Below are 15401 nucleotides of genomic sequence, written 5' to 3'. Positions count from 1 at the left end.
GGCGTTGCAACGAGGAAGGTCGCATAGTCGCAGGCCAGATCGGTGGTCAGAACGAACTGCAAGGCGGACAACCGCTTGTAAGACGTTTGCCGTCGAGGAAAGTACAAAGGCCAAGCTGGGGGGCAGGTGACCATGAACGGTGAAGTATGTCCACTCGCCGCCGGTATACGAGATGCCGACCGACAGCATCGTGCGTTCCGGATTGACCAGCCAATGGGCGGGAACGAATGAGAGCGGTGGCTTGCGGCAATCGGCAACATCAATCCGCGAATCTGGCGAACCTGTCGAGGTCCTATTGCCCGCTTCTCAGCTGATTACGCCCCTTACTTTCGACACCAGCCGATTGCCGGGCGAGCATCAATTCGAGGCGTGGCGAGCATATCAGTCATCGGTCATCGACGTTTCACCGAATTTGTCGGCGAGGGACGGTTTCGGCTTCAGGCAGGACGTGTGGGATCTTGGACCGCTAGCGTTTACGACCGCGCAAATGCCTGGGCCGCTTGTGCCGCGAACGTGGCGGCATCTGCGCAAGGATCCGCTCGACCATTGGTGCCTGGTGCTGCCCGAGAGCCATGCCGCACGGATCGCCGGCAACCAACCAAAGCAACTCTATATCCGCTCGCTGGCGCGGCCCTATGAAGGGAAGGCGGCCGACAGCAGCGTATCCACCATGTTCATACCGCGCGACCTTTTGCGTCCCATTTCGGGCGTACTGGACAGCCATGGCGGAACCCTGCCGTCGGCAGGGCTCGGGGGTCTTCTGTATGACTTCCTCATAGCTCTTGAGCGGCGCCTGCCGATGGTCGAGGCCAAGGACCTGCCGCAACTGATAGAGGGCATTCGCGCGCTTATCGTCGCCTGCATCGCGCCAACCTCTGATCGACTTCGAGAGGCGAGCGAGCAGATAGCGACGACCGTCCTTGAGCGGGTGCGCCAGACGATTCACCGGAATCTTCGCGCGCCCAATCTTGGCCCGACCATGCTGTGCACCCAGCTTGGCATCTCGCGCTCCAAGCTCTACCGCTTGTTTGAACCCATGGGCGGCGTGGGACGCTACATTCTGAGGCAACGGCTGATTGCAGCGCATGAAGCACTGTCGGACCCATCAGAGAAGCGGAGTGTCGCGGCGTTGGCTGAAGAGCTTTGCTTTTCTGATGCGGCCAGTTTCAGCCGCGCCTTTCGCAAAGAGATGGGATACAGCCCGAGCGACGTCCGAACCGCGTCGCGCGGCGCCTACCCGTCATTTTTCAGGCTGCCTTCAATGTTTCAAGGGGTGCAGTTAGGCGATCTCGGCCAGGTCTTGTGTTACCTTCAGGTCTAGGAATTTGGTGTCAGCAGGCAGAGAGGGTGGCTTTACACCGCCGCGACGTAGATCGCGATGACGTAGTAGAGCACGTAGAGGAGATAGGTCTGGCCGTTGCCAGTGTAGAGCCTGCGAATCGAGCCAGCAGCATTGATCGCAAAGCGCGACAATCCGTTCCAGAACGCATCCGCCACGGGCAGGACTACTGGGGTTAGGGCGCCTTGGTAGAAACGGTAGAACCGCGCGACGCCAAGCGGCGTGTCATAACTGCGGGCCCGCCGGTAGATCAGCCACGACAGTGCGAACAACAATGCAGCAGCGGCTGTAGAGGCGACCAACACCGGCACGGGATTCCAGTAGCCATAGATGGTTTCCAGCGACATACCCTGCCAGACCAGCGTCGAGGCGAAGTAGGGATCGATTGCTGAGGATACCGGTTCCATGAACAGTTTTGGCAGGAATGACAGCGCCAAGATCGCCAGGACCAATACGAATTGCGGCAAGAGCAACTGCGGCGGCGCCTCACGGACATTCTCATGCGTCTGTTTGGCGGGTCCGAGGAAGATCGAATAGGCAAGGCGGAACATATAGAGAAAGCCGAGGAAGGTGGCGAGAACACCTCCTGCTGCGAGGCCATACCAGCCCTTTTCGACCATGGCGCTGAGCAGCAGCCACTTGCCGCCGAAGCCGGCCAGCGGCGGCAGGCCGGACATCGAGATCAGCGCTATCACAACAGTTGCAAAGGTGAGCGGCATTTTCCGCGCCAGCCCGCCATTGGTTTCAAGCATTCTGGTGCCGGTTCGCAGGATGATAGCGGCGACTGCAAGAAACAGGATGCCCTTGACCATCAAATGGTTCGCAACGAGGTAGAGTGCTGTCACCCAGCCGAGATGGCTCATAAGCGCGATTGCGGTGATGATGTAGCCAAGCTGGCTCATGCTGGAATAGGCGAGCAGGCGTTTCATGTCGTTCTGCTGCAGGGCCATCACCGCACCGGCAACAGTCGTAAGCATGCCTATCCAGCCCATGACATGAGCGAGCTCCAGACCGGTCTCAGAACGGATGGCGAGGTAGGTCACGATGAACAGGCCGAAGATCGCCACCTTGCTAACTACCGACGACAGCATCGCTGAAAGATCGTCGTCGGCTTCTGCATAGGCACCGGGCAGCCAGACATGTGCGCCAAGGGCACCGGCCTTGATCAGGAAGCCAAGCGCTAGGAAGACGAACGCCGCTTCGGCGACAGGTCCCGTAGCGGTGCCGAAGGCTGCAAGTGCTGTGGTGTCATTGGCGGCTGTGGCAAGCGCGAAGCCGGCAAGAAGCGAAAAGGCCGAGACGAGCGAAAACAACAGGAAGGGCAGGGCGTGGGGATGCGCGTTTCGCCCCTGCGCGATTAGGAAATAGGACGACAGCGTTATCATTTCCCAGCTGAAGAAGAACTCCAGGCTCGTTGACGATCTCAATAGGGCGGCAATCGACAACAGCAGCACGGCCATGAGCGGGAAATAACCCGGGCGGGCGTCGCTGCGGTAGAGAGCGGCCGAGGCGACGACCAACCCGCCCATCATCAGCAGCACTGCAAAAAGCCGGTTGAGGCCATGCAGGTCGCCTATCATCCAAGTGCCGACGACAAGCACCGCCAGAAGCATCAGCGTGCATTTGATCCGGCTCGGCAGCCAGTCGAGCGCGAAGAGCAGGCCGCCAATGCACAGTGGCGCAAACAGCCACAGCGATGCGGCGCCCGCGATGTTTGCTGCGTAGTAGCCGCTCGCCGCAAGTATTACCGCCGACACCGTGGCGGGTACCAGCGCGCGAAGGGTAGGCCGCACCGGTACCTGGTTGGGCACGGCGCGCGTCGCTTGCTTGAACCAGCTGAACATGTAGGCTGCTTCGAGCAGCGACCCCACCAGGATGAGAACAATCCAGCCGTACAACTGCCCCTTGGACAGCTGCATCACCAGTTCCCATTTGGCCCAGAAGCCGGGGAAGGGCGGTAGACCGGCGATGGCAACCAGAAGCAGGGCCATGACCAGCAGGACGAGTGGGCGTCCTGCGATTGCAGACCAGCCCGATACTTCTGTACGCCCCACCGCGCCCGCGAGCCAGAACAGGCCTGCCTTGGCGAAAAGATGATTGACGAATAGGCCACCGACAACGAGCGGCAGTGAGGCCTCGGCGCCGGCCTTGTGCAGCAGTGCGAGCGCCAGCATCAACAGCCCCATCTGCGCAATGGAGGAGTAGCCGAGCATTCGCTGAACGTTGGTCTGTTTCAATCCGATGAGGTTGGAAACCAGGAAGCTTATGCCGCCCGAAATCGCGATGATGCCAAGCTGGTTTTCAAACAGCGGCAAGAGCTTGAGCAGTGCAAAAAAGACGCCGGCCGAAACACTGCCCGATATAAGGGCGGCGATGCCACTCGGGGAGGTCTCGTAGACATCAAGACCCCAGCCGTTTGCCGGGAAAGGCTTGAGCTCGATGATTAGGCACGACAGCACCAGCAGTATTGCGGTAACGCCGATCGGCCCGGCGATGAGGTCGCGCCGCGCGATCATCTCGTCGATATTGAGCGTACCCGTGACGTGATAAAGCAACACCGAACCAAGCAGGAAAAATGTCGAGGCGAGCACCGTCGCCATGATGTATTTGAAGCTCGCCGCGAGGGCTGCCGGCCCGCGGTCGAGGCCGAGCAAGCCGTAGGTGGCGATCGAGACGATCTCGAGGAACACGAATAGATTGAACAGGTCGCGGGTCATCACCATGCCGTTGATGCCCATGACCAGGATCAGATAGAGCAGCAGCGCTGCATAGCTGTCGCGCAGCCGTGACCACAGGTGCCAGGCGCCCAACAGCGCCGCGACATTGACGCTGAAGGTGAAGACGCCTTCCCATAATCCGAAGCGCAGATTGATCGAGAATGGTGGCGTGCTGCCGGCAGTCAGCACCTCGATCGTTGGGTGACCGTTGTGAAGCGCCCACAGGTTGGCGCCGGAGATCGCGGCGATGCCGACAAGGGCGGCCAAGAAGGCTATGGCCGGCAAAGGCTTGGCGATTTTGTAGAGCAGGGGGATGAGGAAGCCGCCCCCGAGGCCGAGCAGGAAAATGTTCAGCGGCTGCAGAAGGGCCTCTACCATTTCGACTCCGTCAGCGCGTCGATGGAAAGGGTTTTCTTGGCGTCATAGACGCGGATCGCAAAGGCCAGCATGACTGCAGTCACTGAAAAGCCGATGACGATGGCGGTGACAACCAATGCTGCAGGTATAGGGTCGACGGCGCGCGAGGTCGCTTCTCCAATGCCAAGCGCCTTGTCGATGATCGGGGCGGTATGTCCGGTGACGTAGCCAGTCGCGACCATGACGATATGCAGCCCGGTGTCGATCAGGCTGAAGCCGATGATGATGCGCAGGATGTTGCGATGCCTTAGCAGGCCCCACATGCCGATCAGCACCAGCAAAAACCCTGTTGCCAAGAGAATGTGGGAAACCGGTAGGCCCATGGCGATCCCTCGCGGCTAGCTGCGGAAACGGTCGATGATGACGCTAAGTTCAGCGCCGACCTTGATGCCGAGCAAAGTAGATATCAGCGGAATCGCGCCGGCGCTGAACAGCGTGCCGAATTCGCCTTTGGGCAGGATGTGGCTGTCGAGAAAGCCGGCAGCGAAGATCATCCCAAGAATGCCGATCGAGACGTAGAGCACGCCGGCCAGCGATTCCGTGATGCTCAGAAAGCCGTGTTTCAGTTTCGATGATGGCTTGGCGAGCAAAAGCAGCATGACCGCCGATGCGACGACAGCGCCGCCTTGAAAGCCGCCGCCGGCCGAAAGATGCCCGTTCATGATGACATAGGCCCCGAACAGGAAAATCAGCGGCAAGATGACCTCGGCTCCGTTTTCGACCAGTTCGCTGGCGCGGCGAGGCTCCGGCTCGGGTTCGTGCTCTTCTTGCTGGGTGCCAGGCTTGCCGGCGAGAAGAATGCCGACACTGGCGGCGACCATGAACAGCACAGCGACCTCGCCGAGCGTATCGAAGCCGCGGAAGGTAATGAGAATGCCGGTGACGACATTCGGCGCGCCAAGCTGCTGCGGCACAACGGTCAGATAGTGTTCGGCCAGTGCCGAAAGGCTCTGCCGTTCACTGTAGTCACCTACCATGCGGGCAAAGATGACGCCGAACATCAGCACGGCAAGCAGCGTGAACGCGCGTTTCATTCTGGTTTGCCCTCCTTGGCGTCGTCCTCGTCGCGCAAGGCGTCGACCATGGTTGAGGGCGCCATCGGCGTGCGGATGGCGTGCGCAGCTCGGGACAGGGCGTGGGACGACAGCGGATTGGTCATCAGCACGAAATAGGCGATGATCAAAAGCTTGAGCGCCCAGTCGGGATGGTAGATGCCGAGGCCCGCCAAGACCAGGATGTTGCCTAGTGTCGAGGCCTTGGCGCCAGCCTGGATGCGGGTGAAGGTGTCGGGCATGCGCAGCAGGCCAAGGCCGGCCGAAAACAGGAAGAATGCGCCCACGAGAACGACAATGCTGCCGATCAGCTCTGCCATGTCATCCCTTTCCGCCGCCTGTGCGGCGGATTGCGTAAAGGAAGATCAGCGTCGCAAGGCCGGAGCCGATAGCCGCTTCCGCCATGGCGACATCAGGTGCGGCAAGCAGCACATACGAGACCGCGGCAAAAAGGCTAGCCAGTCCCGCGCTGACCATCGCCGCCATGAGGTTGTCGAGGCACACGGCAAGAACCCCGCTCACCAGGATGCTTCCGCAGACCAGAATGACGAGCAGCTCAAGCATGGCGGTCACGGCCCTTTTTCGAGAAAGCGGGCAATGGCGAGCACGGCGAGAAAGCTCAGCAGACCGTAGACGAGGGCGACATCGAGATAGACGAAGCGCCCAGAGATATGAGCGTAGAGCGCGATCAGCGAGATCGAGACGACAGTCAGCATGTCGATGGCGACGACGCGGTCGATCATGGTTCGGCCGATGATCAGCCGCACCACGCCGAACGCGATGCCGAAAAAGATCAGAACGCCTGCGACCTGAAGGATTGTCTCAGCCAAAGACCACCTCCAGATGTTTCTCGAATGGACCGACGATCATCTTGGTCGCCTCGTCCGGATCCGTCGTCTGGACGTCGAGCCAGTGAATGAACATGGCGTCGTCCCTCACATCCATGACCAGCGATCCCGGTGTCAGCGCGATCGAATTGGCCAATGCCAACCGGCCAATCGGCGACTTCAGGCGCATATGGACTTTGACGATGCCTGGTTGGATATCGATCCGGGGCGCGTAGACGTAGCGCAGCATGTTGATGTTCGCCTTCACCAGCTCGATGAAGAAGGTCGCGGTATAGGCAAGGAAATGCCATGCGCCGCGCGGCGACAGGTCGATGTGCCAGACATTGGTTCGGCGGGCGAAGATCCAGGCGATGACCAGTGAAATGACGGCGCCCGTTGCAGCTATTGGCAGCGCGGTGGACGAGTTGACGATCAGCCAAAGAACAAACAGGAACAGCCACAACCCGAGAAAGCCTTTGGGCAGTCCAAGGGGACCACGGGGTGCACGATTGTCGCTCATTGGCGCGGTCATCCACAACTCCTGCGTCTGCGACAAAGAAACGGAATCATCGGATGAGGCTCGCAAGCGCTACCCCGCCGAGGATGCGCGACGGTAGGTAGATGACCAAGGCCGCGGCACCTTCGATCGCCGAGCCGCCGTCTGCAAGGATAGTGTCCGTCGCGCTGGCTTGATCGCCTTCGATCAGGTGGCGCATCAGGCCACTATCGCCGACAAGGCTGATCAATGTTGGCGAACTGGCGAACACACCGTGGGTACCACCGTCGAGATCCGACGCATCGAGAACAATGATGTCCTTTTGTTGTAGAAGAGCAATATCGGAGCCGCTGCCGACACGAGGGTGTCCGCCGGCGATGCGCCTGGAAATACTCAAGGCCCTGTCGCGGCGCGAGACGATTATAACAAACGGGCGAGGAAGCTCGCCGATGTCGCGGACCTGGCTTTGGAAAGCATCGACGTCGATGTCGGGGGCAGCGAGCACCACGCCGCTCAACCGCTTAAGGTATCTCCCACGGCCTGTCTGCGCCAGTTCGCGCAGAGCTTCCATTACCACATAGGCACCCATCGAATGACCAACGAGCGTGATCCTGCGCGCTTTGGTCCGGGCGGCGATCTCAATCGTCTCGGCAAGCCCGCCACGGCCAACAACCGTGCTGTCCCGGTCATAGACATAGAGCGGTAGGGAACCTGCCGAAGGCCAGGCGTAGTGCAGCGTCACCGCCCGGACATTGTAGTCGTGCGCAATCTGTGCGGCGCGAAAGATGCTGTCGGCGAAATTGTTGTTGTAGCCATGTACGAAGATGAAGATTTCACGATCTTCCGGTGCGCGTCTCAGCAGCGCCGCGTCGAGCTGATCGACAAACTTCTGGCGGTTTGCAATCGGCTGGTAGGTTAGCGCCGTAAAGTGGCGCGCTGGATCAGGTATCCGGCCAGTTTTCTCGACGTCTCCTGGCACGTGATTTCTCGGAATGCCGATGTCGAATTCGGCGAAATTGAGAGTTTGCGAGCGTTCGGCCGAATAGGGCAGGGACAGGTTGTCTGATCGGGCGCGCGTTGTTGCAACAAAGACTGGCACGACCGCAGCTGAAGCCGTTCTGTTTGCCGTGGCGTCGAGACCCAAAACCGCTCGCGGCCCGCCACAACCGGCGAGCAGCGTTACGAGCAACAGGAACTGAAATAGGCGCTTTGCCAACATGCCTCGTCCTTGCAAATTTCCAGTAGATGAGAAGCAGCAAAACTGCCGGGCATCAACCGACGAACAGGTTGTTCTGGCTTGAAATCGCAGAGTCTGCCCCGGTTAGGACAGAAGAACAGGACGTGACGCAAAATTGCGGGACTGCTTGCCAATGATCTGAAACGTTGAGTTCGGGCCAGATCGCGAAAAGGCGCGTTTCGTTTGAGGCACTCCAATTGCGATTCGATGGGCCTGTCTCAAGGGTCGCCCAGCTTATTTCGACTTGACCAGTCCCGAGAACCCCGCAACCGCTAGAAGGCTCAGGGCCCAGCCGACAACTGACTGGAAATAATAGTAATTCAAGGTGAGCACCCCGTTGGGTTGCGACGGGTCGGGGCGCCAGTATTCTTTCTGGCCGATCTCCATGACCGGCAGCAGGGCGTCGAGGGAATACATCCATGCATTGAATTCGGGGTAGCTCGAGGCCTCAGGCTGGCTCAAGAAACAGGAAAGCTGGTTCTGGCCTGCCAAAGCACGTCCAGGCATCACTTGGCCGGTGGAGGGCATGTAGCGACTTTCGGTTTGTTCCAGCGCGCACATCGTCCATTCCAGCGAGCGCAGGACGACCGGGCTGTTGGGTTTGAGGGCACCGCTCCGTTCGGCAAAACCGAACACGGCAACCCCGATACCCCAGAACAACGCGAGCCAAAGCAGGGCAAGCAGCGGCTGGCGGCCGTAGCGTACGGTCACCGCCAGCATGCCGTCGTTCAACGCCAGTGCGGATCGCAAGACGGGGTTCTTTGCGCGTGCCCGTCTTGCGCGCCGCTGGAGCTTTTCTTTTGCAATAAGAACAGCACGGGCATCCTCGTCATGCCCCATCTCGCGCAGTACCGTGGAAAGCTGCTCATAAGGCTGCGGCCAAAAATCTTCCTTCCAGCGCTCGGGCACCTGGCGCGCCAGCCAGTCGAGCCGGCTTGCCGCGTCGACCGGACCGCCGATGAAAGCGCCGTATTGGCAGCGGTTGAGCAGCAGGTCGCCCTTTTTGGGCCAGGAGGCCTGTTCGTCGTCGATCGCACCTATTTCGGTGGCCGTCAGATCGAGCGTGCCGTGAACGGACGCGCCCTGCTTGAGGAAGAAAGCGCCGCTGATCCGGGCACGATTGAGCCGCAGTGAATAGCCGCCGGGCTCGGAAAGCGTGGCCGAGGTGCAATCGACGTCGCCGCCGAAATGGGCCCCCCGCATACGGACCTCGCCTTCGATTGTCGCCCCGCGCAGGGCAAGATCGCCTCGCGCGGCGATGCCGTCGCCGTCAAGGGCGACCCCGCCGGGCCGTTTGATGTGAGCGCCAACCGCATTGACGTCGGCGCCAAGGCGCGCTGCCGAAAGATTGATACCGCCACGCACGTCGGCGCCGCGCAGCAGAATGCCGCCACTGGCTTCGAGGCCGTCGGCATTGATCGCAGTCCCATCAGTCGAGGACACCGTCGCCCCATCCGCCTCGAAATTGCCACCCAGGCGAGCACCACCAAGACGGATTTCTCCGGAAACGGTGGCGCCGCGAATGGAAAGCCCGCCCCGGGCTTCGAGCCTGTCAGCCTGCAGGCCAGGCAACGCCGAGCCGTCGAGAAACAGATTGTCGATGATGGCCGAGCGCAGAACAGGAGAGGCGTCGAAAGAGCAATCCTTGAGACGGATGTCGCGTGGAATTCGGCAGCCTTCGAGGTCCAGAACACCTGTCACCCGGGCTCCGCTGACGCTTAGGCCCTTTTCATGCATGCGAAAGCCATGGTCGGTGCCGAGAATGAGAAAGCGCAGAAGCTCCGCGCGCACGGTCCGCGCCGGGTCGTCCCAATCCGGACGCGAGCCGTCGCCAAGCCTGTCGAATTCCCCCGACTTCAGGTTCGAAACGATTTTTGTTTCGGCTGCATTCAGCGGCTGGAAGTCGCTGAGGCCGGACTCAACTGGAATGGCTGGTCCGGCGTCGGGCGCGTGCTCGTTCATACGCTTGCCATCCGTTTGGCGCCGACTGCATGGCTCTGTAGTGCGTGTATCCTCCTGTTGGTCCGGTCGGAGGCTTGCACGCAGCAGAAGGCAATGAAAACGAGATCGCTCATGGTATCGTTCCTCTCGCCTTAGCAGTCGACCGGGAACCGAATTTAGCCCAAGTCTTTGCTCCGCAATACGATGCTGCGCGTCGTCGCTTTCGCGTTACTTTGCATCAAGCGCCCAAACTGCAAAGCCTGCATCGATGCTCGGCGCCAAAATAAGACGCAATGCACAGTTTTGGAATTCTAGGCTAATCCCGCCGGCGTAGCAGCACGTTAAACACATCGAAACGCAGCGTTCATTGCTGTGCTCAATGAGCGTATGATGCATTGGATCGCGTCCGTGCTGGGCTAGTTCCAAGACATCGACGGTCCACCTAGTCGTTCACGGCGCTTGTGCGCAAAGCTTTGACTCAAGGGGAGCAAGTCATGACCACCGCGAATGCAGCACCAAAGACGACGATGCAGAGGCTCCTTGATGGCATCGAACGCGTCGGGAACATGGTTCCCCATCCCGTCGTCATCTTTCTCATCCTGATTGGCATCGTCATTGTCCTTTCGGCTGTGATGGGGCTGTTCGGAACGGCCGTTACCTACGAACGCATCAATCCCGAGACGCTGGAGATCGAGCAGGCGAGCACCGCAATACGCAGTCTGCTGAATGTCGAGGGCATCCGATTCATGTATGAATCGCTGGTGCCCAACTTCATGAGTTTCACGGCAGTGGGCCTCATGATTGCCGCCATGATCGGTGCCGGCGTCGCAGAAGAATCGGGACTGGTTACCGCACTGATCCGCAAGCTGGTGCTGGTGTCGCCACGCTGGGCTTTGACCTACATCTTGGCCTTCGTTGGCATTCTCGCCAGCATTGCGGCGGACGCGGGTTATCTGGTGCTGATCCCGCTTGCCGGTGTTGCCTATCTGGCAGTCGGGCGGCATCCGCTTGCCGGGCTCGCACTTGGCTTTGCCGCCGTGGCGGGTGCCTTTACCGTCAACATGCTGATCAAGCCTCTCGACGCCGTGCTCGTTGAGTTCACCAACGACGCTGCCGCCCTCGTCGATCCCAATAGGACGATTGGCCTCGCCTCGAACGTCTGGTTCTCCATTGCGTCTGTGCTGTTCTTGACTGTGATCGTCGCGTTCATAACCGACCGCATGATCGAACCGCGCCTTGGTGCTTACAAGCCGGACAAGTCGGAGGAAGGCGGTCCAGACGTCGGCGCTCCGCTGTCAGATCAGGAATCGCGCGGGCTGCGCTACGCCCTGTTCGGACTGATTGGTCTGGTGGTGGTTTTCCTGTTCTTGACGCTGCCTTCCGGCGCGCCACTGCGCAATGCGACCACTGGCGAGCTCATCGGCAACTCGCCGTTCATGAATGGCCTGATCGCACTAATCATGCTGATGTTCCTGGTCACCGGCTGGTCCTATGGCATCGGAGCCGGCACTCTGAGAACCCTGACGGAAGTGATCGGGGCGATCGAGAAGTCGATCAAGAACATGGGCGGCACGATCTTCCTGTTCTTCGTCCTCAGCCAGTTCGTGGCCTACTTCACCTACACCAACATCGGCACGGTTATGGCGCTCAGCCTGTCCGGCGTCCTCCAGTCGGCCAATATCGGCCCGCTTCCCCTGCTGCTCGGCTTCATCCTCGTCGTTGCCATCATCGACTTGCTGCTGACTGGGGCGATTGCCAAGTGGGCGATCTTCGCGCCTGTCTTCGTGCCGCTGCTGATGAAGCTCGGTGTCGAGCCGGAAGCGGTGCTTGCGGCCTACCGCGTCGGCGACTCGCCGATGAACGCCATCACCCCGCTGAACGCCTATTTCGCGCTCGTCGTCGGATTCGCCCAGAAATACGACAAGTCCGCAGGTGTGGGCACATTGGTGTCGCTGATGCTGCCCTATGTCGTGTGGATGTTCGTGCTGTGGACCGCGCTGTTTGCGGTTTGGCAGATGCTCGGTCTGCCCTGGGGCCTGTGACCGCTGGCCCAGCCCGAAACCAAGCAAAACTCAAAACGATCGGATGAAACCATGAGCAACACCTCTCAACATCTCGACGTCACCGCAGCCGAAGAACATCTGATGCGGTTCCTCTCGGTCGAAGGCGTGACTGGTCACGAGGCCAACATTGCGGCTGCCGTCTCCGACGCGCTGCAGAAAGTCGGCGTGCCGGCGTCGGCCATCCGCTTCGACGATGCCAACAAGCGGATCCCGCTGCCCACCGAAACGGGCAATCTCATCGTCGACCTTCCAGGGACACGACCCGGTCCGCGCCTCCTGTTTTCGACACATCTCGATACGGTGCCACTGTGCGCCGGAGCCAAGCCCCGGCGGGAAGGCGACCGGATTGTGTCGGACGGCACCACAGCATTGGGTGGTGACGCCCGCACCGGCGTGGCATTGCTTGTCGTGCTGGCGGAGACGCTGATCAAGCACAAGCTGCCCCATCCGCCGATCACCTTGCTCTTCACCGTCCGCGAGGAAAGCGGCCTGCATGGCGCGCGAGAACTCAACCCTGCCGACCTTGGTGGTGCTGTCATGTGCATCAATGTCGACGGCCAGTCGGCATCGGACCTGATCATTGGCGCAGTCGGGCAGGAGAACTGGGAAGTCGAGATCAAGGGCCGCGCGTCTCACGCCGGCGTGGCACCTGAACGAGGTATCTCGGCGACGATGGTCGGTGCCATGGCGCTTGCCGAGGCGCGCAGTGCCGGCTGGTTCGGCAAGGTGGTCAAGCCCGACGGTCACGGTACGAGCAATGTCGGCATCTTCGGCGGCAAGGATGGCAAGCCGGCTGGCGACGCGACGAACGTGGTTACCGATTACGCCTACATCAAGGGCGAGGCGCGCAGTCCCGAATCCGCTTTCGCGGCCAAGATCGCTGAAGGCTATCGAGACGCCTTCGCCAAGGCCAAGGCGGCGGTTGTCGATCACGAGGGCGACACCGCGGAGGTGAAGTTCAGCCACGTAAAATCGTACCCGCCTTTCAAGCTCGAGGAAGACACGCCTGTCGTGAAGCGCGCCACCAAGGCGCTCAAGATGCTGGGCATTGAGCCGAATTATCTGTTTTCTAACGGCGGCTTGGATGCCAACTGGCTCGACAAGCACGGCATTCCCACCATCACGATTGGTGCCGGTCAGGCTGAGATCCACACCATCAAGGAATATGTGAACCTTCCCGAGTTCGAGAAGGGCTGCCGCATTGGCGTGCTCATGGCGACGCTGGAAGACTAGCGCGTTGTAGAGGCCGCATGCGGCCTCTCGACATCCCGCCGTCGACGCACCTTGGCCAACATAGCGGCCAGTGCCCGGCGGCGGTCTGCATCTGAAGGTTCGGCGGCCTTGTCATGGCCCAATGAGGAGCTGAGCGATTGAGTCCTATCGCCTACACTGCCACCATCATAGCCGTTGCCATCGTACTGTTTGTCTGGAACAAGATTCCGGTCGTGCTGGTGGCCATGGGCACCGCTCTGTCGCTGTGGGCGACCGGTGTCCTGACCCTTGGCCAGTCGCTCAGTGGCCTCGGAGACCCCGCTGTCATCTTCATCGCTTCGCTGTTCATCGTAAGTTCCGGGCTTGAGGTCACGGGCGTGACCGCCTGGGCGGGGCAGCTTCTGATCCGAGGTGCTGGCGAAGAAAGCCGCACACGGCTTCTGCTTTTGACCATGCTGCTTGTGTCGCTGCTCACGGCCTTGATCAGCGTCAATGGCGCGGTCGCAGCACTGCTGCCGGTGGTCGTGGTGATCGCCGTCAGGCTCAAGCGCAACTCGTCCCAATTGCTTATGCCGTTGGTTTTCTCCGCGCATGCCGGCTCGATGCTGGCGCTAACCGGTACGCCGGTGAATGTGCTCGTGTCGGAAGCCGCAGGTGATGCAGGCGTTGGCACCTTTAGTTTCTTCGAATTCGCCCTTGTCGGCATACCGCTGCTACTGGGCACGATGGCGATCATCGTACTGTTTGGTCAACGGCTTTTGCCTGAGCGCAATGGCGCCACGATGCCCGCTGATTTCAGCCGCCATGCCAAGACGCTGGTAGAGCAATACGGGCTCGCCAGCGGCGTCTATCAGATGCGGGTCCGCGCAAGCTCGCCCTATGTCGGTGCGGCTTCATCTTCGATCAATCTCGCCGATTATCCGGGGCTACAGCTTGTTGCTGTCCAAGACGGCGAAACCGCAAGTCCGACCCGCAGGCCGGTTGTGGGGGAAGGCGATCATCTGCTGCTGCGCGGCGATGCCGAAACGGCCGCATCCTTTGCCGCCACGATGCATCTCGCGTTTCGCGAGGAAGCCAAGCCCGGGCAGGGCGAAGAGACTTTGTTCAATCGTCACTCCGGCCTTGCCGAGGTGGTAATCCCGCCGCGTTCGGGCCTTGTCGGCCACAAGGTCTTTCCCGGCATGGTCACCGATAGCGGCGACCTGATCATCCTGGCTGTGCAGCGTGCAGGTGCCGAGATCGCCGCCGATAACGCAACCAAGGATTCCGGCGGCATCGTGCTGCAAGCCGGCGACACCATGCTGCTGCAAGGCACATGGAAGGCGCTCGATCTCCATCTTGACGATCCGGACGTGCTGGTCGTCAGCTCGCCTGAGCTGGTGCGCCGCCAGGCCGTGCCGATGGGGCCAGGCGCGCGACAGGCCATCGTCATCTTGTTTGCCATGGTCGTGCTGCTCGCCACGGGCATTGTCCCACCCGCGGTCGCTGGTCTACTGGCCGCAGGCGCGATCATCATGTCGGGTATCATGACCGTCGAGCAATCCTATCGCGCCATCGGCTGGACCACGGTCATTTTGGTTGGTGCGATGATGCCACTCTCCACAGCGATGGTAGAGACTGGCGCGGCAAAGCTGATGGCCGAACATCTGGTGAACTTCGTTGGCGATGCTGGTCCGATTGCGTTGCTGGCGGGCCTGTTCCTGCTGACCGCGATCATGGGACAGCTCATCAGCAACACAGCGACCGCCCTGATCGTCATCCCGATCGGCGTGGCGGCGGCGACCGCGATGGGCATCTCGCCTCGTCCGGTCTTGATGAGCACTGCGGTAGCGGCTGCCGCCGCATTCCTGACCCCGATCGCAACCCCCACGAACCTGATGGTGATGGGGCCAGGTGGATATGCGTTTAGCGATTATTGGAAGCTCGGTCTGCCTCTGCTGATCTGGTTTTTCGTCGTATCGGTTTTCATCGTGCCGCTGATCTGGCGCTTCTGACAAGGACGGGCGGACCATGCGTAGCCTGAATTCACACATGCATCTCAAGAAGGGGCCTTCCTCCATGACATTGCGTCGCCCGGCATCAAGACATAGTGCCATGCTC

The 15401-nt window shown here is 60.6% G+C and carries 13 protein-coding genes; 4 read left to right on the top strand and 9 right to left on the bottom strand.

All coding sequences use genetic code 11. The features are described from left to right. Positions 1-172 precede the first annotated feature (172 nt). Entirely contained in the window at positions 173-1321 is a 1149-nt protein-coding gene (locus tag AC1DLV_RS04100; protein ID WP_476798296.1) for a helix-turn-helix domain-containing protein, read from the top strand. Positions 1322-1353: 32 nt separating this feature from the next. On the opposite strand, the gene AC1DLV_RS04095 is transcribed toward AC1DLV_RS04100, so the two are convergent. The 9 genes from AC1DLV_RS04095 to AC1DLV_RS04055 all read right to left on the bottom strand — a co-directional run bounded on the left by AC1DLV_RS04095 (position 1354) and on the right by AC1DLV_RS04055 (position 10047). Beyond that, the gene (locus tag AC1DLV_RS04095) at positions 1354-4434 is read right to left on the bottom strand and encodes a complex I subunit 5 family protein (protein ID WP_476798295.1); all 3081 of its coding nucleotides are present in this window, start codon (positions 4432-4434) and stop codon (positions 1354-1356) included. Further along, complete coding sequence (locus tag AC1DLV_RS04090; protein WP_476798294.1) at positions 4428-4796, bottom strand: sodium:proton antiporter; 369 nt, start codon at positions 4794-4796, stop codon at positions 4428-4430. Before AC1DLV_RS04090 ends, AC1DLV_RS04095 begins: the two co-directional genes overlap by 7 nt. Before the next feature lie 15 nt (positions 4797-4811). Then, positions 4812-5507, bottom strand: a complete 696-nt coding sequence (mbhE, locus tag AC1DLV_RS04085; protein WP_476798293.1) for a hydrogen gas-evolving membrane-bound hydrogenase subunit E — start codon at positions 5505-5507, stop codon at positions 4812-4814. Beyond that, a complete protein-coding gene (gene mnhG / locus AC1DLV_RS04080) occupies positions 5504-5845 on the bottom strand; it encodes a monovalent cation/H(+) antiporter subunit G (RefSeq protein ID WP_476798292.1) in 342 nt (113 codons plus the stop codon). The genes mbhE and mnhG overlap by 4 nt, the downstream gene beginning before the upstream one ends. A gap of 1 nt (position 5846) precedes the next feature. Beyond that, positions 5847-6089 carry a hydrogenase subunit MbhD domain-containing protein gene (locus tag AC1DLV_RS04075; RefSeq protein WP_476788793.1) on the bottom strand — a complete coding sequence of 81 codons (243 nt, stop codon included), beginning with the start codon at positions 6087-6089 and terminating at the stop codon, positions 5847-5849. Positions 6090-6094: 5 nt separating this feature from the next. Then, positions 6095-6355 carry an MrpF/PhaF family protein gene (locus AC1DLV_RS04070; RefSeq protein ID WP_476798291.1) on the bottom strand — a complete coding sequence of 87 codons (261 nt, stop codon included), beginning with the start codon at positions 6353-6355 and terminating at the stop codon, positions 6095-6097. After that, the gene (locus AC1DLV_RS04065; RefSeq protein ID WP_476836121.1) at positions 6348-6872 is read right to left on the bottom strand and encodes a Na+/H+ antiporter subunit E; all 525 of its coding nucleotides are present in this window, start codon (positions 6870-6872) and stop codon (positions 6348-6350) included. The genes AC1DLV_RS04070 and AC1DLV_RS04065 overlap by 8 nt, the downstream gene beginning before the upstream one ends. A gap of 46 nt (positions 6873-6918) precedes the next feature. Beyond that, positions 6919-8067, bottom strand: a complete 1149-nt coding sequence (locus AC1DLV_RS04060; protein WP_476798289.1) for an alpha/beta hydrolase — start codon at positions 8065-8067, stop codon at positions 6919-6921. Positions 8068-8319: 252 nt separating this feature from the next. Then, the gene (locus AC1DLV_RS04055; RefSeq protein WP_476798288.1) at positions 8320-10047 is read right to left on the bottom strand and encodes a hypothetical protein; all 1728 of its coding nucleotides are present in this window, start codon (positions 10045-10047) and stop codon (positions 8320-8322) included. 473 nt (positions 10048-10520) lie between these two features. Here AC1DLV_RS04055 and AC1DLV_RS04050 point away from each other — a divergent pair, with 473 nt between their 5' ends. The 3 genes from AC1DLV_RS04050 (at position 10521) to AC1DLV_RS04040 (ending at position 15295) form a co-directional block, all read left to right on the top strand. Continuing rightward, positions 10521-12068, top strand: a complete 1548-nt coding sequence (locus tag AC1DLV_RS04050) for an AbgT family transporter (RefSeq protein WP_476798287.1) — start codon at positions 10521-10523, stop codon at positions 12066-12068. 51 nt (positions 12069-12119) lie between these two features. After that, positions 12120-13322, top strand: coding sequence for a M20/M25/M40 family metallo-hydrolase (locus AC1DLV_RS04045; protein ID WP_476798286.1), 1203 nt, complete (start codon positions 12120-12122; stop codon positions 13320-13322). A gap of 137 nt (positions 13323-13459) precedes the next feature. Then, positions 13460-15295, top strand: coding sequence for an SLC13 family permease (locus AC1DLV_RS04040; RefSeq protein ID WP_476798285.1), 1836 nt, complete (start codon positions 13460-13462; stop codon positions 15293-15295). Positions 15296-15401 lie beyond the last annotated feature (106 nt).

It is taken from the genome of Aminobacter sp. 01T433, assembly GCF_056398585.1.
Note: the sequence above shows the minus strand (reverse complement) of the source record. Positions and strands in the feature narration are given on the sequence as shown.

Bases quoted from the DNA above. Each gene is read 5' to 3' on its own strand.
- AC1DLV_RS04050 (WP_476798287.1), top strand. From the start codon at position 10,521: ATGACCACCGCGAATGCAGCACCAAAGACGACGATGCAGAGGCTCCTT.
- mnhG (WP_476798292.1), bottom strand. From the start codon at position 5,845: ATGGCAGAGCTGATCGGCAGCATTGTCGTTCTCGTGGGCGCATTCTTC.
- mbhE (WP_476798293.1), bottom strand. From the start codon at position 5,507: ATGAAACGCGCGTTCACGCTGCTTGCCGTGCTGATGTTCGGCGTCATC.
- AC1DLV_RS04055 (WP_476798288.1), bottom strand. From the start codon at position 10,047: ATGAACGAGCACGCGCCCGACGCCGGACCAGCCATTCCAGTTGAGTCC.
- AC1DLV_RS04100 (WP_476798296.1), top strand. From the start codon at position 173: ATGCCGACCGACAGCATCGTGCGTTCCGGATTGACCAGCCAATGGGCG.
- AC1DLV_RS04095 (WP_476798295.1), bottom strand. From the start codon at position 4,434: ATGGTAGAGGCCCTTCTGCAGCCGCTGAACATTTTCCTGCTCGGCCTC.
- AC1DLV_RS04045 (WP_476798286.1), top strand. From the start codon at position 12,120: ATGAGCAACACCTCTCAACATCTCGACGTCACCGCAGCCGAAGAACAT.
- AC1DLV_RS04075 (WP_476788793.1), bottom strand. From the start codon at position 6,089: ATGCTTGAGCTGCTCGTCATTCTGGTCTGCGGAAGCATCCTGGTGAGC.
- AC1DLV_RS04065 (WP_476836121.1), bottom strand. From the start codon at position 6,872: ATGAGCGACAATCGTGCACCCCGTGGTCCCCTTGGACTGCCCAAAGGC.
- AC1DLV_RS04060 (WP_476798289.1), bottom strand. From the start codon at position 8,067: ATGTTGGCAAAGCGCCTATTTCAGTTCCTGTTGCTCGTAACGCTGCTC.
- AC1DLV_RS04090 (WP_476798294.1), bottom strand. From the start codon at position 4,796: ATGGGCCTACCGGTTTCCCACATTCTCTTGGCAACAGGGTTTTTGCTG.